At 62.1% G+C, this 25,526-nt stretch carries 22 protein-coding genes; 7 read left to right on the forward strand and 15 right to left on the reverse strand.

Annotated features, from left to right (window positions below; all coding sequences use genetic code 11):
- Positions 1-47 precede the first annotated feature (47 nt).
- Positions 48-1,979, forward strand: a complete 1,932-nt coding sequence (locus AC1DQK_RS02575; protein WP_477867096.1) for a CHASE2 domain-containing protein — start codon at positions 48-50, stop codon at positions 1,977-1,979.
- 134 nt (positions 1,980-2,113) lie between these two features.
- Positions 2,114-2,557, forward strand: coding sequence for a BLUF domain-containing protein (locus AC1DQK_RS02580; RefSeq protein ID WP_477867098.1), 444 nt, complete (start codon positions 2,114-2,116; stop codon positions 2,555-2,557).
- 62 nt (positions 2,558-2,619) lie between these two features.
- Here AC1DQK_RS02580 and AC1DQK_RS02585 read toward each other — a convergent pair whose 3' ends face one another.
- The 3 genes from AC1DQK_RS02585 to AC1DQK_RS02595 are packed head-to-tail and all read right to left on the reverse strand — an operon-like array spanning position 2,620 to position 5,227.
- Positions 2,620-3,093 (reverse strand): GreA/GreB family elongation factor, encoded by a 474-nt coding sequence (locus AC1DQK_RS02585; protein WP_477867100.1) that lies wholly within the window; start codon positions 3,091-3,093, stop codon positions 2,620-2,622.
- Complete coding sequence (locus tag AC1DQK_RS02590) at positions 3,090-3,884, reverse strand: DUF1365 domain-containing protein (protein WP_477867102.1); 795 nt, start codon at positions 3,882-3,884, stop codon at positions 3,090-3,092. Before AC1DQK_RS02590 ends, AC1DQK_RS02585 begins: the two co-directional genes overlap by 4 nt.
- Positions 3,881-5,227 carry an NAD(P)/FAD-dependent oxidoreductase gene (locus tag AC1DQK_RS02595; RefSeq protein WP_477867104.1) on the reverse strand — a complete coding sequence of 449 codons (1,347 nt, stop codon included), beginning with the start codon at positions 5,225-5,227 and terminating at the stop codon, positions 3,881-3,883. Before AC1DQK_RS02595 ends, AC1DQK_RS02590 begins: the two co-directional genes overlap by 4 nt.
- Before the next feature lie 224 nt (positions 5,228-5,451).
- On the opposite strand from AC1DQK_RS02595, the gene AC1DQK_RS02600 reads away from it, so the two are divergent.
- The 4 genes from AC1DQK_RS02600 (at position 5,452) to AC1DQK_RS02615 (ending at position 9,043) form a co-directional block, all read left to right on the forward strand.
- A complete protein-coding gene (locus AC1DQK_RS02600; RefSeq protein ID WP_477867106.1) occupies positions 5,452-6,255 on the forward strand; it encodes a DUF1295 domain-containing protein in 804 nt (267 codons plus the stop codon).
- Positions 6,256-6,268: 13 nt separating this feature from the next.
- Positions 6,269-7,294, forward strand: a complete 1,026-nt coding sequence (locus AC1DQK_RS02605) for an SAM-dependent methyltransferase (protein ID WP_477867108.1) — start codon at positions 6,269-6,271, stop codon at positions 7,292-7,294.
- 84 nt (positions 7,295-7,378) lie between these two features.
- The gene (locus tag AC1DQK_RS02610; RefSeq protein WP_477867110.1) at positions 7,379-7,861 is read left to right on the forward strand and encodes a host attachment family protein; all 483 of its coding nucleotides are present in this window, start codon (positions 7,379-7,381) and stop codon (positions 7,859-7,861) included.
- Between the two features lie 141 nt (positions 7,862-8,002).
- Entirely contained in the window at positions 8,003-9,043 is a 1,041-nt protein-coding gene (locus AC1DQK_RS02615; protein ID WP_477867112.1) for a rod shape-determining protein, read from the forward strand.
- Here the strand turns inward: AC1DQK_RS02615 and AC1DQK_RS02620 are convergent.
- The 12 genes from AC1DQK_RS02620 to AC1DQK_RS02675 form a co-directional block, all read right to left on the reverse strand.
- Positions 9,040-10,128, reverse strand: a complete 1,089-nt coding sequence (locus tag AC1DQK_RS02620) for a sphingomyelin phosphodiesterase (protein ID WP_477867114.1) — start codon at positions 10,126-10,128, stop codon at positions 9,040-9,042. The genes AC1DQK_RS02615 and AC1DQK_RS02620 overlap by 4 nt on opposite strands.
- A 298-nt stretch (positions 10,129-10,426) precedes the next feature.
- The gene (locus AC1DQK_RS02625; RefSeq protein WP_477867116.1) at positions 10,427-11,746 is read right to left on the reverse strand and encodes an MFS transporter; all 1,320 of its coding nucleotides are present in this window, start codon (positions 11,744-11,746) and stop codon (positions 10,427-10,429) included.
- A gap of 141 nt (positions 11,747-11,887) precedes the next feature.
- Positions 11,888-14,281, reverse strand: a complete 2,394-nt coding sequence (locus AC1DQK_RS02630; protein WP_477867118.1) for a TonB-dependent receptor — start codon at positions 14,279-14,281, stop codon at positions 11,888-11,890.
- A gap of 104 nt (positions 14,282-14,385) precedes the next feature.
- Entirely contained in the window at positions 14,386-15,282 is an 897-nt protein-coding gene (locus AC1DQK_RS02635) for a TauD/TfdA dioxygenase family protein (RefSeq protein WP_477867120.1), read from the reverse strand.
- 66 nt (positions 15,283-15,348) lie between these two features.
- A complete protein-coding gene (locus AC1DQK_RS02640) occupies positions 15,349-15,765 on the reverse strand; it encodes a nuclear transport factor 2 family protein (RefSeq protein WP_477867122.1) in 417 nt (138 codons plus the stop codon).
- Positions 15,766-15,803: 38 nt separating this feature from the next.
- Positions 15,804-16,238, reverse strand: coding sequence for a nuclear transport factor 2 family protein (locus AC1DQK_RS02645; protein WP_477867124.1), 435 nt, complete (start codon positions 16,236-16,238; stop codon positions 15,804-15,806).
- Positions 16,239-16,290: 52 nt separating this feature from the next.
- Entirely contained in the window at positions 16,291-17,538 is a 1,248-nt protein-coding gene (locus AC1DQK_RS02650; RefSeq protein ID WP_477867126.1) for an MFS transporter, read from the reverse strand.
- 490 nt (positions 17,539-18,028) lie between these two features.
- Positions 18,029-18,913: a hypothetical protein gene (locus AC1DQK_RS02655; RefSeq protein WP_477867128.1), complete on the reverse strand. Its 885-nt coding sequence runs from the start codon at positions 18,911-18,913 to the stop codon at positions 18,029-18,031.
- A gap of 68 nt (positions 18,914-18,981) precedes the next feature.
- Positions 18,982-20,454 carry an acyl-CoA reductase gene (locus AC1DQK_RS02660; RefSeq protein ID WP_477867129.1) on the reverse strand — a complete coding sequence of 491 codons (1,473 nt, stop codon included), beginning with the start codon at positions 20,452-20,454 and terminating at the stop codon, positions 18,982-18,984.
- A gap of 1 nt (position 20,455) precedes the next feature.
- A complete protein-coding gene (locus AC1DQK_RS02665) occupies positions 20,456-21,880 on the reverse strand; it encodes a hypothetical protein (RefSeq protein WP_477867131.1) in 1,425 nt (474 codons plus the stop codon).
- A 14-nt stretch (positions 21,881-21,894) separates the two neighbouring features.
- Positions 21,895-23,202: a phenylacetate--CoA ligase family protein gene (locus AC1DQK_RS02670; protein WP_477867133.1), complete on the reverse strand. Its 1,308-nt coding sequence runs from the start codon at positions 23,200-23,202 to the stop codon at positions 21,895-21,897.
- Positions 23,203-23,225: 23 nt separating this feature from the next.
- Positions 23,226-24,407 (reverse strand): oxidoreductase, encoded by a 1,182-nt coding sequence (locus AC1DQK_RS02675; RefSeq protein ID WP_477867135.1) that lies wholly within the window; start codon positions 24,405-24,407, stop codon positions 23,226-23,228.
- Between the two features lie 165 nt (positions 24,408-24,572).
- Between AC1DQK_RS02675 and AC1DQK_RS02680 the strand changes: the two genes are divergently transcribed.
- Entirely contained in the window at positions 24,573-25,460 is an 888-nt protein-coding gene (locus AC1DQK_RS02680) for a helix-turn-helix domain-containing protein (RefSeq protein WP_477867137.1), read from the forward strand.
- Positions 25,461-25,526 lie beyond the last annotated feature (66 nt).

The following is a 25,526-nucleotide window of genomic DNA, read 5'->3' on the forward strand; positions in this document are numbered from 1 at the left end:
CGGCGGAGGGGATGGACGACCCTGATCTATCATAGCACAACGGCTCAATGCGCTACCGTTCCGACCGTCTCGACATAACCGGCGACGGGATGCCACCCTCGGCCAATTCTGGCGGGTGGCGGACGATCGGCGGGCGCGTCGCGGCCGAATGGCTTGTGCTGGCGCTGGTGGCGAGCATGCTGGTGGCGGCGCTCGTGCTCGGGCGGCTGACCGAACGCCTCGACTATATCGTCTACGACCATGCGCTGGCATCGGCCGAGCGCGCCCCGCCCGACGACATCGTGATCGTCGCTATCGACAATCGCAGCCTGGAGGAGATCGGGCGCTGGCCTTGGCCGCGCCACATCCACGCCCAGTTGCTGGACCGCCTCGCCGAGGCGCGTCCGCGCGCCATCGGCTATGACGTGCTGTTCGTCGATCCGAGCCCCGACGATGCGATGTTCGCCGCAGCGGTACGGCGCAATCGCACCTATCTGCCGCTGGTGATCGACGTCCCCGGCAGCAACGGGGCGGCCTATGACATTGCCACGCCTTCGGGTCCACTGACCGCCGCCGCCGCCGCGATCGCGCAGGTAAATCTTCACTTCGACGGCGACCGCGTCGTCCGCAAAGTCTATCTCGAGGAAGGCGGCGGCGGCCGGTCGTGGCTCCAGCTTGGCGCCGTCATGGCCGGTCTCCGGGCGGAGGGCGGCGGCGGAGCCGGCCCGGCCGGATTGCACCAGGCTCGGCCGGTACTGATCCCCTATGGCGGCACGACCGGCCACGTCCCGTCGATCTCCTTCGTCGACCTGCTCGACGGGCGGGTGCCGCCCGAGCTGCTGGCGGGCCGCCATATCCTGATCGGCGCGACCGCCGACGGCCTGGGCGACAGCTACGCCACCCCCACCTCCGGCGCTACCAGCCAGATGTCCGGCGTAGAGATCCAGGCGCATCTGCTCGACACACTGCTGCGCGGCGACGCGATCACTCCGGCCTCGCCAGGCTGGCAGCTCGGCCTTGCACTCGGGGGAATCTGGATCGTAGCCTTTGGTCTGCTGCGGCTGCGGTCGCGCGGTAGCGCCCTCCTTGCCGTCGCCGTCGCGCTGTCCATCGTCGGCCTGAGCTTTGGCCTGTTTCGCTTCGCCAATATCTGGTTGCCACCGATCTCCGCGCTCCTCGGGCTGCTGTTCGTCGTTTCGGTCGCGGCTTGGCGCGAACGCATGCGGCTCCGCCAAACCCTTCTGCGCGAGCGGATCGCCGCGGCTGCGACCGAGGGCGAGTTACAGGCGGCGCGAAGCATCCAGCTCGGCATGCTGCCGCCGCGCTCCGATCTTTCAGGTTTCGATCCGCGCGTCGACATCGACGCCCTGCTCGAGCCGGCCCGGTCGATCGGAGGGGATCTCTACGACGTGATCCGCATCGATGCCGACCGGATCGCCTTCCTCGTGGGGGATGTGACCGGCAAGGGCGTGCCTGCCGCACTGTTCATGGCGCTGTCGAAGGCGCTCGCGAAGAGCGTGTTGCTGCGCGGTGTGCCGAACCTCGCGGATGCGGCCGCCATCCTCAACCAGGAGCTGGCCCGCGACAACGGCGAAGCGATGAATGTGACGATGCTCCTCGGCATCATGGATCTGTCCACCGGCGAACTCGTCCTGACAAGCGCAGGGCATGAGGACCCGCTCCACATCGGCGCCGACGGCCGCGTCGCATCCCACAAGCTCGACGGCGGACCGCCCTTCTGCATCGTCGACTTTCCCTATCCCGAGGAACGGTTCACGCTCCTGCGCGGCGAAACATTGCTGCTGGTGTCGGACGGGGTCAGCGAAGCCCTTGACCGCACGGATGCGCTGTTCGGCCATGAACGGCTGCTCGCCGCGATAGCCGGGCGCCGCAGTGCCAGCGAGATGGTCGAAGCGGTGCGCGACGCGGTGCGGGTCTTCGAGAACGGCACCGATCCGACCGACGACCTGACAGTAATGGCTGTGCGCTATCTAGGCTAGGTGTACGTCCATCTCCTATGCGGGTTGTTCCTGGGTAGACTGACGATCAGAGCTCACCAAAAATATGAGGTGTTACACGTTGCGGCCGGAGCTAACTTCCGGTCGCTCAACTTGCGGCTAGAGGAGTTGCCGGCATGGTTTCACCTTACTCGCTCTTATGTATCAGCGAGGCATCCGAACGTTTTCGACTCAATCCGGGCATAGACGAGATAGTCAACGCGTCGATGCGATGGAACCACAGTGTCGGCATCACGGGTGTCCTTATCTACAGCGGCGGATACTTCTCGCAATATCTCGAAGGAATGCAGGAGGACGTCGATGCGCTCATCGATAGGATCCGTGCGGATCCGCGGCATCATTCGCTGGAGATCATGGACACACCCTGCCGAGGCGAGCGTTTATGTTCCGAGTGGAGCCTTGCTTATGCCGGTGACGCAGGCTTCGTACGGAAGGAGATGATCCGCCTGTCGGCCGCCGCGCGGAGCGTAAGTCTCAGGAGAAGAGCATCGACGCGGATGCTCGGCCTGATGCAGGACTTCATCACGATGCGCGGGACGCGCGGCCCAACTATTCATTGAGGCCCTAACTATTATCGGCGAAGTAGTGCTATCGCACGGTACTTCCGCGGAGAAATGTCCAGCTAGATCGCTGCTACTTCCAGGACTTCGATCGCATCCGCCTTCCCGCCGAAATCCGCGAAGTCCCCTTCGCCGGCTCCGATCAGCGCGCGCGCCAGCGGTGATGCGTAGGAGACCAGTCCAGCCGCCGGGTCGGCCTCGTCGTCGCCGACGATCGACATCTCCGCCTCCTTGCCGCGCAGGCGGTACCGCACGCGTGTCCCGAACGCCGCCACATCCCCATCGGCCGCAGGCTGAATCTCCATGGTCGCGCGGCGCGTATGCCAATAGCGCAGGTCGCGCTTATGCGCCTTGAGCTCGTCCTCCGCGGCGCCTGCGGCTGTCGCGGCGTCGATGGCTGCTTCAATCTCGGCGATGCGCGCCTCGATCAGCTTCGCGCCGCGTTCGGTGACGAGATTAGGGCCGGGCGGGATGGGCAGCTCGAACTTGGGTTCGAGATGTTCCTCGTCGCTCTCACGGCGGAACGCGACGCTCATGCCGGAACGATCGAGACTGGGTCGGTGACGATCGAAACGCCGTCGCCCCCGCTGGCGACGTGACGGCGGACGCCGACCCGTTTCAGAAGCAGCCACAGCGCCTCGACATGGATGCCGGCGACGACCTTCAGCGTCAGCAGCGGGTGGCGCAGGAAGGCGGTGGCGAGCGCGCTGTCGCTCAACTCCCGGCGCCTGCCCGAGAATGCGGCCACGATCAGCGGGCCTTTGGCGTCGCCACCGGCGACGACCACCCGCGTCTTCTCCATCGGCGGCTCGACGGTGAAATCATAGCGCATGTCCATGTCCATGAAGGGTGAGACGTAAAGGCGCTTGTCGCAGGCCTGGCGGATGGTCGGCGCGCGCGCCTGCCCCTCCGCCACGGGGATCACATAGCTGTGCCGTTCCTTGAAGGTGTTGGTGACCTCATAGATGATCGTCGCGAGGCCGCCGTCGCGGCGGTGGCAGAACCACACCGAAATCGGGTTGAAAACATGGCCCAGCATACGCGGCATGGTGAGCAAACGGATCGGCCCGCCGTCCGGTTCCTGCCCCGCACGCGCCATCAACGCCTCGACCTGCGGGCGCAGCGGCTTTCCGCTACGGTCTGCGAAGTCCTTGTCGTGGAAGGAGAAGAGGTTGAAGCGATTCCGCGAGAATAGCCGCAGCCGGCCTGCCATCGCGTCGATCTCGTCGAGATCGAACAGGCACTGGAAGACGCGATAGCGCAGCCGGTGGGCCCGCGGTCGAAAGCGCTGGTGAAAGACTTCGCCGGCGTAGATCGCGGATTTCACGCCGCTGCTTCGCGCGTCGGCGCGAGCTCCATCGCCAGCCGGCCATTGGGCTCCTCGACCGTCCAGGGCCGCGCGGCACCAAGCATCTCGGCGACGGCGAGCCCCGACTGCAACCCGTCTTCATGGAAGCCCGCGCCGAGGTGCGCGCCGCAATAAAAGGTGTTGCGCTGGCCTTGGATCGCCCAGATCTGCCGCTGCGCGTCGAGCGCGGCATGATCGAAGATCGGATGCTCGAAGCTGGCGCGATCGATCTCATGCCCCGCGCCGATCGCGCGATTGGGATTGAGCGTGACGACCAGAGGGCGCTTCGTCTCGAAACCCTGCAGGCGGTTCATCCAGTAGCTGACGCAGAGGTCGCCCGTGGCATCGTTCGCATGGCGGCGGCCGAAATAATTCCAGGCCCCCCATAGCGCGCGGCGCTTGGGCATCAGCGCCGGATCGTCGTGCAGCACGGCGAGATTGCTGCTGTAGCGAAACGCGCCGAGCAGTTCGCGCTCCTGCGGGCTGGGATCGGTGAGCATCGCCAGCGCCTGGTTGCCGTGCGCGGCGATCACCACCTCGTCGAAGCGGTCGGGGTTGCCGGCCCGATCGGTGATTATGACCTGCCCGCCCTTGCGTTCGACCTTGGCGACCGGCGTGCCGAGCCGCAGTTCGCCGCCGAACTCCGCCAGGATGCGGTCGACATAGGTGCGGCTGCCGCCGATCACAGTGCGCCATTTCGGACGACGGCCAAGATCGAGCAGGCCGTGATTGTCGCAGAAGCGGACAAACGCCTCCGCCGGATAGTCGAGCAGCAATTGCGCGGGTGCCGACCAGATCGCCGCCGCCATCGGCAGCAGGTGATCGTCGCGAAAGGCGTCGCCGTAACGGCCCTGCTCCAGCATCTGACCCAGCGTCATTTCGCCGAAGCTGCCCATCTGCGCGCCCGCCTCGCGATAGAAGCGGACAAGGTTGCGCAGCATCGACCAGAAGCGGCGTGAGAACAGGTTCGAAGGCTGGGCGAACAACTGCCAGATGCGATCCCCCGCGGCATATTCGAGCTTCCCGTCGTCGAGCGACACCGCGAAGCTCATGTCGGTGGCGCGCGCCGGAACGCCCAGATGATCGAGCATCGCGATGAGGTTGGGATAGGTGCGGTCGTTGAACACGATGAACCCGGTGTCGACGCCGAGCGAACTGCCGTCTCCCATGTCGACGTCGATCGTGCGGGTATGGCCGCCGGGCCGGGACTCGGCCTCGTACAGCACCACGTCATTCTGCTGGGAAAGCATCCAGGCGGCCGAGAGCCCGGTAATCCCGCTGCCGATAACGGCAATACGCTGGCCCGTGCGGCCTTTCGACATGAACCTGTTCCCCGTCATCGCCCTGCCCCGTCTGCCTCGGCCCAGATACGGCGCCCGGACGGAAGAGGTTGCGCGCTACCCCGCTCCGACTGCTAACCCACGTTATGGAAAGCGCAATCCCGAATCGTCGGGGGACATGCCGCAACGGATTGGCGCGGAGCCCCGTATAGGATTAGGAGAGCGGGCTCGGGGTGTTGTGGGTTCTTTGGGGGGGCATCGAAACAATGGGCGCGATTACCGCCATCACCATCGCATCGCTGATCATGTCGGCAATGATGATGATCGCCTGGGTCGTCCAGAAGGCGACCGCGCAATCCGGTTGGGCCGATGTCTTCTGGTCGTTCGCGATCGGCATCGGCGGGCTGGTCGTGTCGCTGCTGGTGAAGGGCGACGCGCCATTCGAGCGTAACCTCCTGGTGGGCGCGATGGTGGTGTTCTGGTCGATGCGGCTAGGCTTCCACATCCTCGCGCGTACGGCCTCCGCCAGCTACGAGGATCCGCGCTACGCCGATCTCCGCCGCGAGTGGGGCGACAAGTTCCAGCTCCGGCTATTCCTGTTCCTGCAGGTCCAGGCGCTGTGTGGTGTGGGGCTGGTAGTCACCGTCTATGCCGCAGCGCATCGGCCGGGGCCGGTGCTGTCGATCGCCGATTTCGTCGGGCTGGCGCTGCTGATCGTCTCGGTCATCGGCGAAGGCATCGCCGATCGCCAGCTGCGCGCATTTACCGCGGACAGGGCAAATCACGGCAAGGTCTGCGAGACGGGGCTGTGGTCCTGGTCGCGGCACCCCAATTACTTCTTCGAATGGCTTGGCTGGCTGTCTTACCCGGTCATGGCAATCTCGCTGACGGGCGGCTGGTGGCAAGGCTGGCTCGCGCTGATCGGGCCGGCGCTGATGTACTGGCTGCTGGTGCATGTCTCGGGCATTCCGCCGCTCGAGGCGCACATGCTCAGGAGCCGCGGCGAGGCCTTCCGAAATTCGATGGCCCGGACCAGCGCCTTCTTTCCCCTGCCCCCGCGCAAAAGCTGATGGATATATACTGATGGACTTTATCGCCGCCGCCACTGTCGCCGTCGAGCGGCTGCCCCTGCCAGACGCCATCACCTTGGCGGGTGTCGAGTTTCTCGTCGGGCGCACCGGGCGCAAGCTCGCGCGGCAGCCCGACAACAGCGAAGCCTTCGCGCGCACGATGGGCGATTATCCGATCGCGATCCACGCCGACGACGCCAACGCCCAGCATTATGAGGTGCCTGCCGCATTCTTCGACCTCTGCCTGGGCCCGCGCCGCAAATATAGCTGCTGCTATTATGACGGCCCGGGCACGACCATCACGGAGGCCGAGGAAGCCGCGCTCTCCCAGACCGCCGAGCATGCCCAGCTGGCCGACGGCCAACATATCCTCGAGCTCGGCTGCGGCTGGGGCTCGCTTAGCCTCTACATGGCCGCGCGCTACCCAAATGCCCGCATCACCGCGGTTTCGAACTCGCATTCGCAACGCCGGCACATCGAGAAGCTCGCTGCTGCGCAGGGGTCCACCAACCTGAAGGTCGTCACCTGCGACATGAACGACTTCCAGACCGATGCGCTGTTCGATCGCGTCGTCTCCGTCGAGATGTTCGAGCACATGTCGAACTGGGAAGCGTTGCTCACCAAGGTGAGATCTTGGCTGAAGCCCGAAGGCTTTCTGTTCATCCACATCTTCACCCATGACAGGGCAAGCTACCGCTTCGATCATGCCGACAAGGCCGACTGGATCGCGCAGCATTTCTTCACGGGCGGCATCATGCCGAGCCACAGCCTGATCGGCCATTTCCCCAAGCTTTTCACGGTCGAGGAGGAATGGCGCTGGAATGGCGAACATTACGCCCGCACGGCATTCGACTGGCTGGCGCGGTTCGATGCCAACCGATCCGCGATCGCCGCGATCTTCCGCGAAACCTATGGGAAGGATGCCCGGCTGTGGGAGCGCCGCTGGCGGCTGTTCTTCCTCGCGACGGCGGGATTGTTCGGACATAAGGGCGGCGTGCCCTGGGCCGTGAGCCATTACCGGCTGAAGCCGGCGCCCTAGCAGGCCGTTGGCCGAGGAACATTCGCGCCGCCGCAACCTTGCCACTGGATCCGCGTTGGGTCCGACCATGGCAGGAGAAGAGCGATGCGAGTTCCTCACAATGCGTTCGTTGTCATAGCAGACGGCCGCAAGATGCTGTTTTTACGGAACGAAGGCGACACGGAGCATCTCAACCTCCAGGTCGAGCGCAAGGAGATTCACGAGAATCCCAAGGATTCGGATCAGAAGCGGGACGCTTCCGGACGGGCATCATCCACCCAGAGCGGCTCGATGCACGAACGCGGCGGCGGCGCGCAGTTCGCACCGTCCCGCGGGACGATGGGCGAAACCGACTTTCATCAACTCGAGGAAGACCGCTTCGCCGAGGAGATCGCGGAGATGCTCAGGAAGCGGGCCCTTTCGAACAATTTCGAGACGCTGATCATTGCCGCGCCTCCGCGCACCCTCGGCGAGCTTCGCAAACATTACCACAAGGAGGTGAAGGAGCGGCTGGCGGGCGAGATCGACAAGGACCTGACCGGCCATACCGTGCCTCAGATCGAAGAAGCGCTGCTCAGCGCAGCCTGACCACCCTTCACCGCAGAGCCCCTTTTTAGGCTTGGAAATACGGCGGTTCGACGATCACTCGATTGACGGAGGGACCAGCCCTGCGCAGCGTGCCGGCCAGATCGAGCCATCCGGCTTACCAGTCTGCGAAGCGGCTCGAAAATGTTTATTTCCCGAATATTGAACTTCTCTTCCCACGATATGGCGATCGACTTGGGAACGGTGAACACCGTCGTCTACCTGCGTGACAAGGGCATCGTCCTGAACGAAGCCTCGGTGGTGGCGCTTGAGACCCGCAACGGCGTTCAGCGCGTCAGGAGCGTCGGAAACGATGCCAAGCTGATGATGGGCAAGACGCCGGCCGGCATACAGGCGGTTCGTCCGCTGCGCGACGGCGTCATCGCCGATCTCAGCGTGGCAGAGCAGATGATCAAGCATTTCATCGACAAGGCGCTGGGAGGCCCAGGCCGATTCCCCCGCCGGCCGAAGATCGTCATCTGCGTACCGTCGGGATCCACGTCGGTCGAACGCCGGGCGATCCGCGATGCCGCCTTCAACGCGGGTGCGTCGAACGTCTTCCTGATCGAGGAGCCCATGGCGGCAGCGATCGGCGCCGGCCTGCCGGTCACCGAACCAACCGGTGCCATGGTCGTCGATATCGGCGGCGGGACGACCGAAGTCGCGATCCTGTCGCTACGCGGGCTGGCCTACAGCACTTCGGTTCGCTTTGGCGGTGACAAGATGGATGACGCCATCTCGTCCTTCGTGCGGCGAAAACATAATCTGATGATCGGCGAGGCCACCGCCGAGCGGGTAAAGCACCGCATCGGCGCGGCCAATGCACCTGAGGGCGAAGGCCCCGAGATGGTCGTGAAAGGGCGCGATCTGGTGACGGGGCGCCCCATCGAGCTGAAGATCACGCAGGCCGAGGTGTCGCTCGCGATCGTCGAGCCCGTCAGCCAGATCGTACGGGCCGTCATGACCGCGCTCGAGAACACCGCTCCCGAGCTCGCAGCCGATATCGTCGATCGGGGAATCGTACTGACCGGCGGCGGTGCGCTGCTCACGCGCATCGATGTCGTCATTGGCCAGACAACAGGCCTGCCCGTCGTGATCGCCGATAATCCCCTGATCTGCGTCGCCATGGGCGCCGGCCAAGCCCTTGAAGAGCCCCGATATGCCGGTGTGCTCGCGGTCTCCTAGCCTCGCAGTGCGGTGTTGCCGGCAATCCTGGGACTGTCGGTCCGCACATAATAAGCGGTGTAGCCGACATGGTCGGACAGCATCGTTCCGTCGAGCTCATGACCGAACGGCACCGCAAGACTGCGCGCGTCGAGGGCATAAGCGAAGCCTGGAATTGAAATCTGCCAATCCCTGCCCCGCTGCGCCGAAAAGCGCGCGTCGGGCGGAATGTCCGCACCGCAGGGCGCCATAGGGGACAGGCACATGCCCAGCGCATCCCGCATCGACCCTTGCGCCGTGCCACTCCCCCAGCGCCGCGCGAACGCCTCGAAATAGGCGCGACGGGTCGGCCGATTGCCCACATTGAAATCCCCCGCCACGATCACCGGCGTGCCCGGCTTCACAGCGTCGCCCAGGAAGCGATCGAGCGCATCGATCTGACCACGATAAGCGTAGAGCGAGCGCGCATCATCGGCACCCGATGCCTTGTGCGAGTTCAGGTGGACATCGACGACGGCAAGCGGTTCCGACAGACCGGGCACCGCTATCATCGCGAGCAACGCGCCCTTGTTGGCCAGGCAATCGAAACCTGCGCAGGCATAGCTCGGAAACGCCATGCGACGAATCGACAGGATCGGATAGTCCGACAATATTTGCAGGCCGCTGCCGACCAGCTTGCCGCTCCGCTCGCCCCTGAAAATGCTTGTCTGCCGCTCAAATTCGCGATCCGCGGGGCGGCTCGCCGGAGCACCAGCCAAGTCCTTGCCCGGACCATCGGCGACATAGCGATAGCCGCTTTGCGGCCCGACAGCCTTGGCCTCGGCGGTGAACGCCTCCTGCAGCGCTACGATATGCGGCTGTTCGCCCTGCATGCGCAGCGTTTCGAGGCGATCCCTGATCCGCGCAAGGGCTGCGTCGCGGCTGAAGCGCACCGGCCAGGGCAGTCCCTCGACATTATAGGTCATCAGCGACAGACGCGGATCCTGTCGAACACTGGGCGCGATGACCGCCGCCGTTCCGTTCGCGGATCTCAGCAGCGCCGGAAACGAGGTGACCGCCACCAATACGAGACCAATTCCCGTCCATCGCAAACTCTTCAATGCCATGATGACGCCACTCCGCTTCGAGCGAGATGACGACACGCCGCGCCGAAAACCGCACTTCAGGGTTGTCTCGCCTGACTCAGCCCGGTCATCCACGGTGCGCGATCTTTTCTTCCTCCTCGATCCGGGTGCCAATGCCACGATGGGCGGGATGGCGGCCACCCGCGCGTCAGGCACCAACGCGGGCTTGGGCGGAGCGAGCCTTTATCCCGGTTCGCGGAGCGAATGGATGGCGCCCCTTCCCGCCCGGTCGCCCGGAGCGTGCCCGAAACGGCCGGTCGAGACCTGCAGCGCTGGCACCTCACATCTCCGAGCCGAGCGCCTCAATGCGCGCCAGCGCAGCTGGCAGCTGACGGATCGCCAGAAGGCAGAAGGCGATGGCAACCAAGTTGATCAGGTTCGTAACAGCCATCGCGTAACGGATCGTCTCCCCCCCGAACAGGGGGGTCATGGCTTGGCTCAGCAGCCCCGTGACGGCCGGCCCGAGCCCGAAGCCGACGAGCGTCGACAGGCCGGCAAGGACGCTGCTCGCACGCCCGCGCATGCGCGGCGGGACAAGTCCCTGTAGAATTCCCCAGGCTGGCCCCAGATGAGCATGGATTCCAAGCGCCCAAAGCATCATCAATCCTACCGCGAGGTAGATGGATGGCGCGAAGACCATCGCGACATTCGCGATGGTGGCGACCACCAGGAGCACCGCGGATACACCGATCCCCCAGCGAGCGTCCCGCCTCGCCATGCGATCGGTCAGTATGCCGCCAACGAAGGTCCCCACCACCCCGCAGGCGATCGCCAGCGCTACGAGGCTCCCGCTTTGTGCGAGAGGGACCTGATGGATGCGGACGAAAAAAGACACGAGCCAGGTCAGCGTCGATGACAGGGTTGCGACCGCAAAGACGCTGAAGCAGATCACATACACGGCCGACCGCTGCGACCATAGAAAGGCGAACGCGAAGCGGGTGGTGGGAGGCTTTTCCGCAGCGGGCGACGCGGCTCGCTCCCGCGCTGGCTCCTTCAGCAGGAAGGGCAAGGCTAGCCCGATAACCACGCTTGCCAGGCCGAAGATCATCAGCGTGGCACGCCAGCCCAGCTGGATGGCAAGGTAACCGCCGCCGAGGAAATCGAGCAACGTGCCAAGCGCCTGGGCGCCGAAATAGAGGCCCATGATCGACGCGCGCTTGTGGGCGGGGAACAGGTCCGAAAAAAGAGACGTTATCGCCGGACTGTTGGGGCCGTGGAAGGATCCAGCGACGATCCGCATGATCACGATACCGGCGATTCCACCCAAACCGCCGAAGGCGGTGGCCAGGCCTGCAATCACGAGGCAAGCCGACAGAATGTTCCGACGGTTGAGGTGGTCGGCAGCAATTCCGCCGGGAAGCGACGCGGCAAGCAGTCCTGCGCCGAACCCAAGATTGGCTAGCATACCCAGCGACCCGTCCGACAGACCGAACTCGGTGCGGATCGGTTCGAGAAGCACCGCCATGATCGAGGTCGTCAAGCTGAGGCCAATACCGATGAGCACGAGCAGGAGGGCAGCGCGCCCCGCGCCCGGCGACGGCGCCGCTTCCAACCGCCCTGGCTGGCGGGCTTCGGCGCCTTTTATATTGCCTGGATCCATTGGACCAATTGCCCCTCACCAAATTTTAAGTGCAGCAACTGCCGTTTCGGTGCGGAGCATGTCTTCCCGCCGGATCACGAGGCCGCTGATCGTCCACGGGAAGGCTATCGGGGAGTGCGCACTCGCGCACTCCCCGACAGGTCAAAACTTGAACGAAGCCTCGATACCGTAGGTGCGGGGATCGCCATAGGTATTGGTAAGCGTACCCAGCGATTCGTAGAGCGACAGGCCCGAGCTGGCATAGGTCTTGTTAGCCAGGTTCTTGCCATAGAGGGCAAGGCCGAAGTTCGAGCCCATGACGTTGTCCCACGACAGGCGGGCGTTCAGCAGGCCCACGCCGGGGATCCGGAGCCCCGGGATCGAGGTCGGGATCAATGGCGCCAGCGCCGTGGCAGGCGTCCGGCCAGCCGCCCTATCCGCTGCTTGCTGGCCCAGGATGATCTGCGCCGGGGTCTGCATCAGCTCGTTGATGAAATAGCCGCTGCGATAGCTGTACGAACCGAAGAACGTCACCTTGCCGATCTGCTCGTCGTCGATCGGCGTATATTTGATGGAGGCGTTGAACTGATGAACAGGCACGCCCGCAAATTTCCGGTCGGTATATTGAACGACCGTCTTGTCCGCCAGGACAGCCGGGAAGTTGGTATATTTCGCATTCACGTAGCTGTAGTTGGCGCTCAGTTCCAGCGACCGGGTCGGAATCAGGGTGGCCTCGGCCTCGATCCCCCAAATCCTCGCCTTCGCCGCATTGATGATCGACGAAGTGACGCTGCCGGTAATCGGATTGATGAGGGTCACGCTGCGCTGGATCGAGTTATACTTCTGCAGATAAGCTGCCAGGTTCGTCCGCAAAAGCATGCCGGCGGGATGCGTGTCCACCTTGAGGCCGGCCTCGAAGTCAGTGACGGTTTCCGGACTGAACGGAAGGCGCTGGACCTTGTCCGACGCCCGGCCATTGAACCCGCCGGTGCGGTAACCGCGGCGGCTCGAGACGTAGAGCAGCTTGTCGGGATCGAGCTTGTAGTCGAGGCTGATGGTCCACGTCGGGCTGGTGAACGTCTTCTCCAGATTGAACGCGCAGCCGTTATAGGGCAGCGCCGGATTGAACGTCAGCGGCACCCCGTTGTCATCCAGGACCTGGCACTTGTTCGGGTTGCCCGCAATCGGCGAAGTGTACTGCACGACCTTCGTCCGGCGCCGGTCAACCGTGAAGCGGAAGCCGGTAGTCAACGAAAGCTTCGGCAGAACTTCGGTCGTCTGCTGCACATAGCCGGAGAACGAGGTGTTGTCCACAACGGGGCCAGTATAGCCAGGTGCGTTCGGATTTAGACCAAAGAATGAGTTCGACAATGAAATGTCGCTACCCTTCTGGTTGAAGAAGTACACACCGGTAATCCAGTTCATCTTGCCGCCCAACGCATTGCCAAGGAACTGCATTTCATCGGTGAACTGTTTGGTATGCGCCGGGTTCTGCACGTAGAACACTGGAAGCGGCGAATCGTCCCCGTCGTAATTGATGTCGTAGTCCATCTTGCGGTAGCCGAAGATGTTCTTGAACTTCACCTCGCCCAGTTCGATCTCGGTCGTGTTGACCAGCAGGGTTGCCCTGCTCCTCTCGTGAATGGGAGAGCTCGCTTCGACTTCACGCACGCTGCGCGCCTGCTGCCGAGCGAGCGCTGTGAGCATCCCCGGGAAGAAGCGGATCGTCGTCGCCGGGCTCACCGCAGTCAGCACGAATGCCGACCCGCCGCCATTGCTGTGGTCATATTCGTAGGTCGTGGTGTTCTTGACGCCCGTGAAGGGCTCCCAGGCGACGATCGCGCGGATCGAATGCTGGTCCGCCGATTCCAGCCGGTGGCCCGCTTCCGTCCCGCCTACGACGACAGCGTAACCGTCGTTCTTGAGGTAGTTGCCCGCAACGCGCACCCGCAGCGTGTCGGATATCGGAAGGTTGAGGTAGCCCTGGACCTGCACTTCGTCGTAGTTGCCGTAGTGCGCGGTGACCCCGGCGCCAAGCTCATCGGTCGGCTTGGCGGTGGTGAACAGCACCGCGCCGCCCGTGCTGTTGCGGCCGAACAGGGTGCCCTGGGGCCCCTTCAGCACCTGGACGTTCTGCAGGTCGAACAGGCCGAGGTTGATGCCCTGGTTCGGCGTCAGCACGACTTCGTCCATGTAGACCGCGACCGAAGCGTCGGCGACGATCTGCGTATCTTGGGTGCGCTGGCCGCGAAGGCTGATCGATGGCGTGTCGCGACGGCCGGCCGCACCCTGGAACGCCAGCGACGGCGTCGACGCCTGCAGGTCGACGAAGGTGGTGACCGAGCGCTCCTTGAGCGCCTCGCTGCTGAATGCGGTGATCGCGACCGGCACGCTCTGCAGCGACTCTTCACGCCGGCGAGCCGTAACGACGATATCGCCGTCCGCAAATCCCGTCTCTTCGGCTGGCGGCTTGCCAGCCTCGACCTGTGCCTGTGCCGCCATCGGCATCATCACACCAAAGAACGCGACTCCGGACAGTAAGAAAGCCCTATTCATGACAACCCCCTTCGATAGTTTTTGTTGGATAATGGTTTACGCTCACCTTACACTTCATGATAATATCATAACCGATATTATTTTAGTAATGTTGTTTGCAATATTCACTCCAAAGGCTGTAGCGGATTACGAACCTTGTATCGGAGCTCGCTCGGCCTTCCATCGACGCCGACCGGAACCTCGCCGCAAACGGTGATCCGCCGGATCACGCGACGCTGGTCGCCATAATCGCGGATGGCGTAATGCAGCGTCGCGCGCTCATCCCAGATCACGAAATCGCCCTCGCGCCAGCGCCACCGGACGACATTCTCCGGCCGCGTGATCTCGTTCATGAAAACCCTGAAGAGATGCTGTGAATCTTCGCCCGAATATCCGACGAATTTCTGGGCATAGTTGCCCAGCATCAGCGATCGTTCCCCCGTTTCGGGATGGACCCTGACGACCGGGTGCTCGGTCTCGTAAATCGTCGCCGTAAAAGGGTTCTTCATGGCCATGAGGCCAGCTTCATACTCGACGTCCCACCGCGCATTCGTGTGAACCGCACGCAGCCTATCGGCTAGTTCGCGCAGTTGGTCGGGCAATGCGGCATAAGCACTGGCGGCATTGGCCCACATCGTATCGCCGCCGAAGTCGGGCACAGTTACGGCGCGCAGAAAAGCCGCCGAAGGAGGAGCATCCTGAAAAGTTTGATCGGTATGCCAAAAATTTGCGAACTCCTTGCGGCGAGAATCCAGTTCGCTGATGTGCGTGCCCGGCTTGTTCGGCGTGGTCGGATGATCATGGATGTCGCCAAACAGCAGGGCAATCCTTTCGTGCATGACGTCATCGATATGACCATGGCTTCGAAAGAAGAGCACCTTATGCCGCCACAGGGCCTGCTTCAGGGCCTCGACCAGGTCCGCCGAAATGTCCGCAGTAAGCTGGACATCGGCGACCTCCGCTCCAATGTTCCCCGCTACCCGCCTGATGCCAAGATTGGCAATGAATTGCGCGTCACCCATGGCCGATCCAATTTATAAAGTATGATTCCCCAAGATCATCCCGTGATTTCCTGAGCATATCGAATATTATTTCGATTTGTTTTGCAGATCGGCAAGCTCATTTCCAAGAACCTGCCAAACGTGGAGACTATCGTTATATTCGCGTGCCTCAACGATCTTCCCATTCCTGATTACGTGCAGGAAATGATAATGATTATTGTATATATTGCCGTTTTTGAGCTTGGCATGTGACGCCGTAGCGGTACAGGCCCGCTCGCCTTCGACGGTGATGATGGGGTCGTCGAAATGGAACCACCCGTCCACGAGCAACGTCCGAAACCACTGAGCGAACTTCATGGTTTCGGCCTTGCCGATCCATCCGCGCCGGGGCGACCAGCTACGGTAATCATCGGCGACGAGCCGGTACATGCCGTCGGTGTCGCCCGCGCTCATGCAATCCCACCATTGCTTGTGAATGGCCCTTGTCTGTTCGGTCACGTCCATCGTCGGATCTCCTGGAAATTCTGCTCGCTCCGCCGGACTCAGGCCTGAGCGGCTGCAGCGCGTTGCGCGCGATGTTCGGTGATTTCCGCCTCGAGCACGCTCCAGACGTGGAGAGAATCGTTATATTCGCGGCTCTCGATGATCTTCCCGTCCCGCACGACGTTCAGAAAATGGTAGTGATTGTTGTAAATTCCGCCGTTCTTCAGTTTCGCGTAGGACGACGTCGCAACGCAGGCGCGGGGTCCCTCCACGGTCACAACCGGCTCTTCGAACTTGAACCACCCGTCGACCAGGAGCGTCCGAAACCATTTGGTGAATTCCGATGTCTCCGCCTTGCCGATCCAACCACGACTGGGCGACCAGCTCCTGAAGTCATCGGCCAACAGGGCCTCCATCGCCTCGGAGTCGCCGCTTGCCAAATAATGCCACCACTGCTGGTTCACTGCCCGCGTTTGTTCCGTGATGTCCATCATCGCTTCCTCTCGTGTGTTCATTGGGCGCCACCACCGATTAAAATCAGGCCGCTCAGCCGGCGCGAGCCGGCGCGAGGCCCTTTCCCGCCACGGCTTCCGTACGGAGGTTTCGAACGATCACCACCGCGCTCGCCAGGACACAGCCGGCGAGGACCATGAGCCCGATATCGTAGCTCCCGGTCTGGCTATAGGCATAGGCGGCGATGACCGGGCCGAGCGCGCTCAGGCTCAGGAACGGATAAGCGAGCCCGAGGGTCTTGCCGACGTTCTCCACGCCGAACCTCTTGACGAGGACCACGCCGAGCAGCGGCGAGATCGCGGCCGAGGCAAAACCGGCGACCACCGCGGCCACCAGCAGATGAACATATCCGATCGGCCCGACCACCCCGAGCATCAGCGAGATGGAGAACAGGTAGCAGCAGGTGACCAGCAGATAGACAGCGTGAGCCTTGAGGCGATCGACGATGAGCCCCCAAACCGGCTTGCCGAGGATCGATCCCGACGAAAGTGCCGACAGCAGAAGAGCAGACCTGGCGGCCGAGATGCCGTTGTCATAGCCGATCGCCGGCAGGTTATACTGGAACACCAATTGTATAGCCGCGACGATCCCCATGCCGATCGCCGTCATGAGAAAGATCTTGTCGAACAGGATGGTGAGCGTGGTGAGATTGGTGAGATTGGAATCGCCCCGTGTGGTCGTACCGGCCTGCTGAGCCGGTGCATCGGCGACAGGCACTTCCTTCAGCAGCAGACAGAACGGGACGAAGATGACCGCAGCACCGATCGCAAGGTAAAGATAGGCAGTGCGCCAGTCGGAAAAGCTGATGATCCACTGGATGATCGGCGGCATCACCAATCCGCCGACGCTGCCCCCAGCCGCGCTGACCGCAAGCGCGAGGCCCAGCCGTGATCGAAACCATTTCGCGGTGACAGCCTGGGCCATCAATGGGCCTGCAAGCTTGACCGCGATCGCCACGGGAATCACGCTGATGACCATAACTTGCCAGAAGCTCGTGGCTTGCGAGAGCAAAAGAAGCGACAGCACCGTCGAAGCGACACCCGTCAGGATCGCAGGCTTGGTCGGCAGCCTGTCGATGAAATGGCCGATGAACGGACTGGCGACGCCGGTTGTGATCTGAATCGCCACCGGGATCATCGTCAACTCGGCGCGGGTTACCTGGAAGCTTTCCGTCCAAGGCAGCAGCACAACGCCGAAGCTGTACAGAAAGACGCCCAGCGAGAACATCTGCATGAGCACCGTGAAGCCCACGATGACCCAACCATAGTTGATCGACGTCATGGCTCGCCAATCCAGTGGCCCGGTGCAGTGAGATGCACCCCCGCGATGAGAGTGAGCGGCGAGCACGCAGCGTAACTGACCGTTTCCAATTCGCCCTCCCATCATCTCCATCGGCGATCCCAGCCAGGCGAAAGCGTCCTGGCGACGGGCCGTCCGTCGTCCTGCGGCTCGCCAGTACCGACGCGCATTCATTGCGCTTTTTCGGTCTGCCGGGGCGTATCGCCCGTAGCCACCCGTTATTGTCGAACGCGATTACATGACCTGACGAGACAGGCGGCATCGTCCGTTCGGCCTAGGTTTTTTTCAAAGGGTCGATCCGGCACAATGGCGGCAAAGAAGCAACCGCCGGCTCTGTAAAATGTGACAATCTAAAGATGAGAAATAGTTATCGTCGACCAAGTATCTCTTATGCTGAATCAGCATCGTGACGACGTTCCAACAAACAGGCCGCGGTGCCGAGCTCGCCGCTCGCACGGAGCGGCGATACGGATCAGTCTCGCTTGATCTTCATGCCGCCCGCGGCTTCCGCCATGCTGCGGCGGTCGCCCATGTTGGCGCGCAACTCGTTTTCCAGCTTTTGCCGGGTGGATGACAAATTGCGGGCTTCCTTGGCCAAGAACCGGTTGGTGATCGGCTGATAACAGGCAATGCCGATGCTGCTCGGATCGACCAGGGGGCAGTCGAGGACTGTACCGGCCTGCGCCAGATGGCTGTCGAGGCTTTCGATCGCGGTTCTGGCATCCGCAACATGATACACTGCGGAGAAGGCGAATGTCGGTACGGCGTTGACGAGCTGGAGATCGCTCACCCGGTAAAGTTCACCATCGACGAAACCTGTCAGACCGAGGGTGCGCGGAAGATAATGCTCGCGATACCATTTGCCGAACTCGGCTTCCTTGCCCGGGCGCGCATTCATGCGAATCAACAGTACGTCGCCGTCCCGCGAATCGTAGGCTTCGACAGCAGATTTCTTCCCCGGCGTCGCGGGAACATAATAGAAGTCTTCGCCCATCTCCATTTTCATCGCGGAGGTAATCGGCATGGCATCGGTGAAGCAGTCCCTGACGTGCGCGTCGATGTTGGCCTGCGTATCGTTCATTTCATAGATGCACAGCCATTGCTGTGCCGGACCAATATAGGCCTTGTTGTATCGCAGTTGATATGGTGAGCGCTTCCACCGCTGAACCGCTACGCTTCCTTCGATGCGCATCGTGTCGTGGCAATGGATGTTCGTGTACCAGTCGTTGAATTCGTCCTCCCGCCCTTCGATCGCCTCGGTCATGACGATGAAGATGCTTGGAAGAGGCTCGCCGTCCTTGCGGCGCCCTTCGGTGTTGCTGGTCAAGTCGTCTTTGGTATCGATATCGCTAGTCATTGATTAAAATCCTCAGACTGTCGAACCCGATCGGCGCGACAAGCAGGCAGATCGGGTTCGCCAAACCGTCAGGCAAGCTCTTTCGTCGGCAGGAGCGACTGCCAGAGTTCGGGAACACGTGAACAGTCTTCGGCGACGACCCACGTCGCCATGCGGCGCAAGGCCTCCGTGCCGTCATGGGGTACCGTCAGCGCGTCATAGTTGAGCATGTAACCGAGCGACGTGACCCGCTGAACGCCATGGAGAGCCAGCGGCAATTTCAATTCGTCGCGAAGGGACTCGGGATAGACGCCGACCGTCTGCACATCGCGCGTCGTCCGGCGCAGCATGTCGTCATAATCGCGGATCGGGATGATGTTGACGGTGCGGTGCGCGAGATCGCTCCAGAAGTCCACCGGTTCTCCGTCGAGGGACAGGATTACTCCGCCGCGCTCATCGCCGCCAATCAGTTCGAACTCGTCGTCGAGCAGAGCCAGCGTGTCGAGCTTTGCCGCAAAATCCGGGTCCAGCCGTTGCGCTGGTGTGCTGATCGAGCCAGGCAGCCGCTGTATCGCTTCGAACACGAGTTGTCCAAAGCGCCGCAGCTTTGCGGCACCCTCGGGGGTGTCTTCACATTTGACGAAGGCGAGCCGCGCATTGGCGCAGCCGACCTGGTTCATATAACCCACATCGGCGGCGAGCCTCAACGCCGCCTCCCGCATCATATCCTCGCTAGAGAAGGCCTCCTCGCCGATCAACGCACGGCTGTTCTTGGGATCGAACATCACCAGGTCCAGCCCTGGCCGTAGATATTTGGCAATATGGGTGATCGCGCTGTGCCCGCCCCAAGTAACGATGCGGTCGAAATTCTTGGGCTGGTAGAGCTTTTTCTCGAACGCCTCGTCGCCGCCGCGCCAATAAGCGGCGCTCCACGATTTGGTCAGCGGATGGTCGGGAGCCATGTCCACCAGGGTTCGGCCGATCGCGATCGCGGAGCCGAGTTCGTTTGAGGGGATTTTGACCAACGCGTAGCCACGGATCAGAGCATTTCGGATGAACGTCATCACCGCGATGCCCGGCGCGTTGCCCGCGATGACGTGAACGGTCGGAACACCGATGGCGCGCACGCCGATACGCCGACGATTATACTGATCCTGCTCTGCCCATCCTTCGAGATGCTCGCGCCCGATCGTCTTGATCACAGCGTCGATGCGGCCTCGCGAGAGCATGCCGTTGGCACCATCCAGATCGCGATAGGAATGCTCGCACAAGACCGGTGGAAGGTCGGAAAATTCCTTGTTCAAACCCATCGCCCATTGGACGTGCGCGTTGTCGTTCACGTTGAGACGCCGGCCGAGTTCGACGAGGAACTCGATGATCTCGTCCAGCGAGAGTTTGTAAAGCTCTTGCAGCACCTTGCGGTTCGGCAACACCAGCCTGTCGATATGCTTCGAGGGATCAGGTGCGAAGAAGTTTACGCCGAAACGCCCCTGAAACTCGGTGTCGGCATCCTCGATCAGTTCGCCGCGCGCGAAAATCGGTAGGATGTGGGATTGCGTCATCTCAGTTCTCCAGCAGGAATTCGGTAGCTTCGTCATGCGCCTGCGCGGATCCCGCGCAGCCGATCTTTTCGCCATGTTCGGTGATCTTGCCGATGGTCGATCCGAGATGCGGGCCGGTCCGTCCACAGGGGCACGGGTCCCATTTCAGCGTAACCTTGTCGCCGGTCACGAACCCGCCCCAATAGGTGGTTGGAAGCAGGTCGAAGAAGGCCAGGCGCCCGGTCTGCTCGCCGGTGCGGGGCAGGACCTCGTCCGTTTCCACATCCAGGACGAAGGGGATAGTCGTGGGTGGCAGGTGATAGTTCAAATGAGGGCAGCGCGTCGCCACACTCATCATCTCGCCCATGCCGAAATCGATCGTCATATTCTGGGCCGGGATGCCGAAAGCCTTCAGCACCTCGTCCTGCCAGCCGGCGGGCTCGCCTTCCGGGAAGCCGCTGCCCACGGAAATCATGGAATCCGGGGCGAATGCCGCCTCCGTCCCTTCTCTCAGCAGTTGCAGGGCAAGCGTGTGGACGCTGCTCATGGTCCCCAACACCCACACCCGCTGACCCTTATGCCCATTGATCAGGTCATCGACCCAGGCGGCATAGCGGGCGGGGGCCTGCTCCCGCATCGCAGTGACTTCGTCCTTGCGTGCGAGCAAGCGCGGGTTGACGCTCAAGAGCCCCTGCTCGCCATTCTTGCTCGCTGCCTGGATACGGCCCGCCAGCGACATCAAATCCGCATCCATGTAATCGGTCGGGCCCCTTACAAGTCCCTCGCCGAACACGTCCTCGTAGATGGCGAGGTTGATGTTGAACGGGCGGTTTCCGCCCTTCGGGCCCGGGAAGAAGATCGGCACCTTGTCGACGCCCGGCTGCATTCGGCGGAAACCCTTCCGTTCCTCGCCGAACGGCTCCATCCGCCACTGGCCGCCACGCCAGTAAAGCTGCCATTCGTCCCTGGTGCGGGGCAGGAAGATCATCTTCCCATCGGTCGTCGTCGAATAGCAGATGATGAGCGGGGTCTGTTTGGCGAGCGCGGCGAACCATTCCTCGATCAGTTCGACGTCGGCGACGTCGACACCCGAAAGATCGACGGTGGTCAGCTTGCCGAGCCACTTCGTCAGCTTGGCGAAATCGCCCTTTTCCAACCAGCTCAGCGGATAGGAATTATAGACGGACAGCTTGAACAGCAGCGGCGCCAGATCGTCCAGCGTCTCGATGGCGTCGATATCCTGTTTGTCGGCCAGAATTTTCAACATCGGCAAGCTGCCGCGCAGTTCCGCGAAACGGCGGCGGGCCACCTCGATCCACAACCGCTCGCGCTCGTCGTCGGCAAGTTGGAATATCTCGCGATAGGGCCGTTCGACATATTGTGCGGGATTTTCGATCAGGCTGCCGAGCCGTTCGTCATCGGCCGTGCTCAAGGTCTGTTGTGTCATGGGAAGACGCTCCTTCAAGCAGCCGCCAGGCGACGCGGTTTATAGGATGATCGCGGCAGCGCACCGACCTCGAGGCTCGTCACTTCGACGGGGACATCGAGCGCGTCGGCGAGATGCTTCCTGATCGCGGTGCCATCCTCATGCTCGACCTGGACGGACAGTACGCGGACCTCGCCGGCGTTGATGGTAAACTCGGGCGCACCGAAATGCTCCAGTTCGAGCTGGACATGGATCGGCAGAAGCCTGGCGTCGCCGACAATGGCCATGTCTGGCGTTCGGCCGAGATAATTCCAGCGGTCCAAGGTCGAACCCGTCAAGCAGGGCTCGGTGCGCTTTACCACCACGTCCTCGGAATCGAACCGCATGACGAACTGGTCCATCCCGAACATGGTAACGACGAGGTGACCGGGAGTACCTGGCGGCACTTCCCGCCCGGTTTCGGGATCGCAGACCTGGGTGATGTAATAATCGACCGGCGCGGCCATTCCCGAATGCGTCTCACCGTCGAGACAGGAAAAGCCGATGCAGTCGGAGACGCCATAGGTGTTGCGGACCTTGACCCCAAATGCCCTTTCCAGACGTGAACGGGGTGCTTCCCACTGCATGCTCAGTTCGATGATCGAGAGGATATTGCCATCGAGCAGCTCTGGAAGGTCGACACCGATCGACTTCGCCGCCTCATCGTACAGATTGAGCTGCGGGAGCGAGCACATCATGATATCCACACCCAGTTCCTGCCAGACACGGATATGACTGGCGGCCTCGTCGAGCGTGAACGGCACACCCACTGGCATTTCAAGCATCCCCGCATCGCGCATGCTCCGGCCGCCATTGACGTTGGTCGGATAGAGGTTCTGCGGGAAGCTGAGCGAATAATGCATCCCGGGCCGGTATCCGGCACGCCAGTAGATCGTTCGATCGATCTCCCGCATCCGTTCGATGTCGTTTATTGTGTAGAAAGTGTACCACGGCTTGCCGGTCGTTCCCGAGGAGCGAGCGACCCGGACAGCGTCGTGCAGTTGGACGGCGCGATGCGTCCCGAACGGAGGATGTGCCAGTTCGTTCATGCGCAGTTCGGATTTCCGGGTGAGCGGGATGGCTTCCAGCCCTGGATAATCGTTGGCCTTCAGACCGGCCGCGGCGAATTTGTCCCGATAGAAGGGAAGTTTCCAGGCGCGTTCCCATTCGTGCTCGAGCGCCTGCGTGTAATGTTGCAATCGCTTTTCTGGCGGCATCGCTTCCTTGTCAGGATTGAACAGCTTCCTGCCGGTATCCGTCAGGTAGCCGGGATGGATAGCCGCGCGATTTTGTTCTCCGATCATGCTCTCTCCCGTGGAAAAGTCCGTTAAACAAGTGTGTTAAGCAGCTCCGGGCGGTAAGATTCGATGGCCGCCCAATGCCGCCCGCGAATCTTCGCCGGCAAATCGGGATTGGCGATCGAGGACCGCCCGAAGGCAATGAGATCGCATTCACCGCGCTCCAACATCGCGACCGCGAAGCTGATGCTGGCCGGCGTATCGGTTGCGATTGGTGTCGCAGGCGAATCCGGCGATGCCCCGGGCCCGTCCAGCAGAGGAATCTGATCCAGCAGCAGCGAGCCGACCGTCACCGTAGGCTTGCCTGAGATTTTCTTGGTCCATCCGGCAAGATTGAGGTGACTGCCTGGGAACTCGGCCTGCCAAACCCGGCGGGTGGAACAATCGAAGACGTCCACCCCGGCATCGGCCAGCGGAAGCAGCAAGGCCTCGAGTTCCTTTGGGCTCTCGCAGAGCCGCGCGTCATAATCCTGCTGCTTCCACTGCGACCATCGGAAGAACAGCGGATAATCGGCCGGCAGGCGCCGGCGACATTCCCGGACGACCTCCACCGCGAGCCGCACCCTGTTTCCCATCGGGCCGCCATATTCATCGGTCCGGAGGTTGGTTCGCGGCCACAGGAACTGATCGATCAGATAACCATGTGCGCCGTGAAGTTCGACACCGTCAAAGCCGAGATCACGGGCGAACGCCACGGCATCACCGAAAGCCCGCACCACATGCTCGATATCCTTGGTGCTGGCCGGTTCGGCGTAACGGACGGGTTCGCCGGCGAGTCCACCCAGGGCAAGGAATAGGCCGGAGGGACCGAGCGGCGGCGCTTCAGGATTGGGCGCGGTGCCCAGCGGTCGCATCACGCCGCAGTGCGCGATCTGAGCGACGATCCGTCCGCCACCCGCGTGCACCGCAGCTGTGATTGCACGATATGGCGCCCGCACGTCGTCACCATACATGCGGGCATATCCCGGCGTCTTTTGCGATGAGGGGTGATCGATGCAGCACAATTCCGTCATCACGAGGCCGAAGCCCCCTACCGCCCTCCTCGCGAAATAATCGGCGTAATCAGCGGAAGGTACCCCATCTTCGACGAAGTGCCGCCCCATTGGCGGCATGACCATCCGGTTTGCCAGACGCAGCGAGCCGATAGCCCAACCGTCGAACAGGCGGTCCACCGGCACATCGCTTCGATCAATTTGCGCAGTGGCGTGCACCGATGCCTCCTAAGCGACGCGCCGCCCTTTCGGCGATCTGTCGACAAGCGGCACCTTATGGGGAATTTAATTGGCCAGCGCGGGTAATCCTGCTGTTTGCGGGTATTTTCGCCATATAAAGCTACGAGTATTGCGGTAAAACCGCCATGGAGATGGGATGACGCCATGTCTGTAAAGATTCACGATCTGATCCTCACCAAGCCTCAATCGCAGCTTGACGAAGGGGACGATATCGCCGCGGCAGGATGCCATCTCGTTGCGAGGCGCGGAACGGCGATGTCTTACGACCGCCTCATTCCCGATGACACCCATCAGGTGACCGTGCATTTCCAGTCCAGCTCCTATCATAAACTGAAGGTCAACGGTGAAAGCCTCGTGGACGGGCCGCTCGAAGTCGGCACAATCGCCTTCATACCCAGAAGCAGTCGCGTTCAGTCGGAAATCAGGGACGGTTTCGACATCCTTCAGCTGTTTCTGCCGGCATGGTGGCTCGACAACGTCCTAGCGGACTTCGCAACACGATCGATCGGCAGAAGCGGGTTGGATCTTCGGCCATGCTCGTTTCAGGACGAGGGGCTGCTGCATCTGGCGCACGCAATGGTCGCCATCATGGGGATGGAGGAGATTGCAGTCAGGACGTTCCAGTATAAGGCGGCCAGCTATGCATTCGCTGCTCGCCTTATCACCGGCGGACTGCTCGTTCCGGAGCCCAGGCAGATCGTACAGGGAGGTCTATCGCGCCGAAGATTGCTCCAGGTTCAGAAATATATGGACATGCATCTCGGCGAAAAACTTCGAATCGAAGAGCTCGCTTCCATCGCGGGGCTGAGCCCATCCCATTTTGCACGCGCGTTCAAGATGTCGACATCATTGCCACCGTTGCGCTATCTCCAGGAAAGGCGGATGCACAGTGCTCACGGTCTTCTCGTCAGTGGCGGCATGTCGATCGGCGACGTCGCTGCTGCCGTGGGCTATAGCGATCCCAGCCACTTCGCAGAGGTCTTTCGCAAGACGTTTGGCGTCAATCCCCGCCAGCGGTCTCGATCGGGCTGATCAGGATCACAGAATGCATGTGTCGGTACGCCGCGATGAACCGATGCCTCAGTTGCTCCGGTTATG

Source organism: Rhizorhabdus sp. P4_G5, assembly GCF_056401065.1.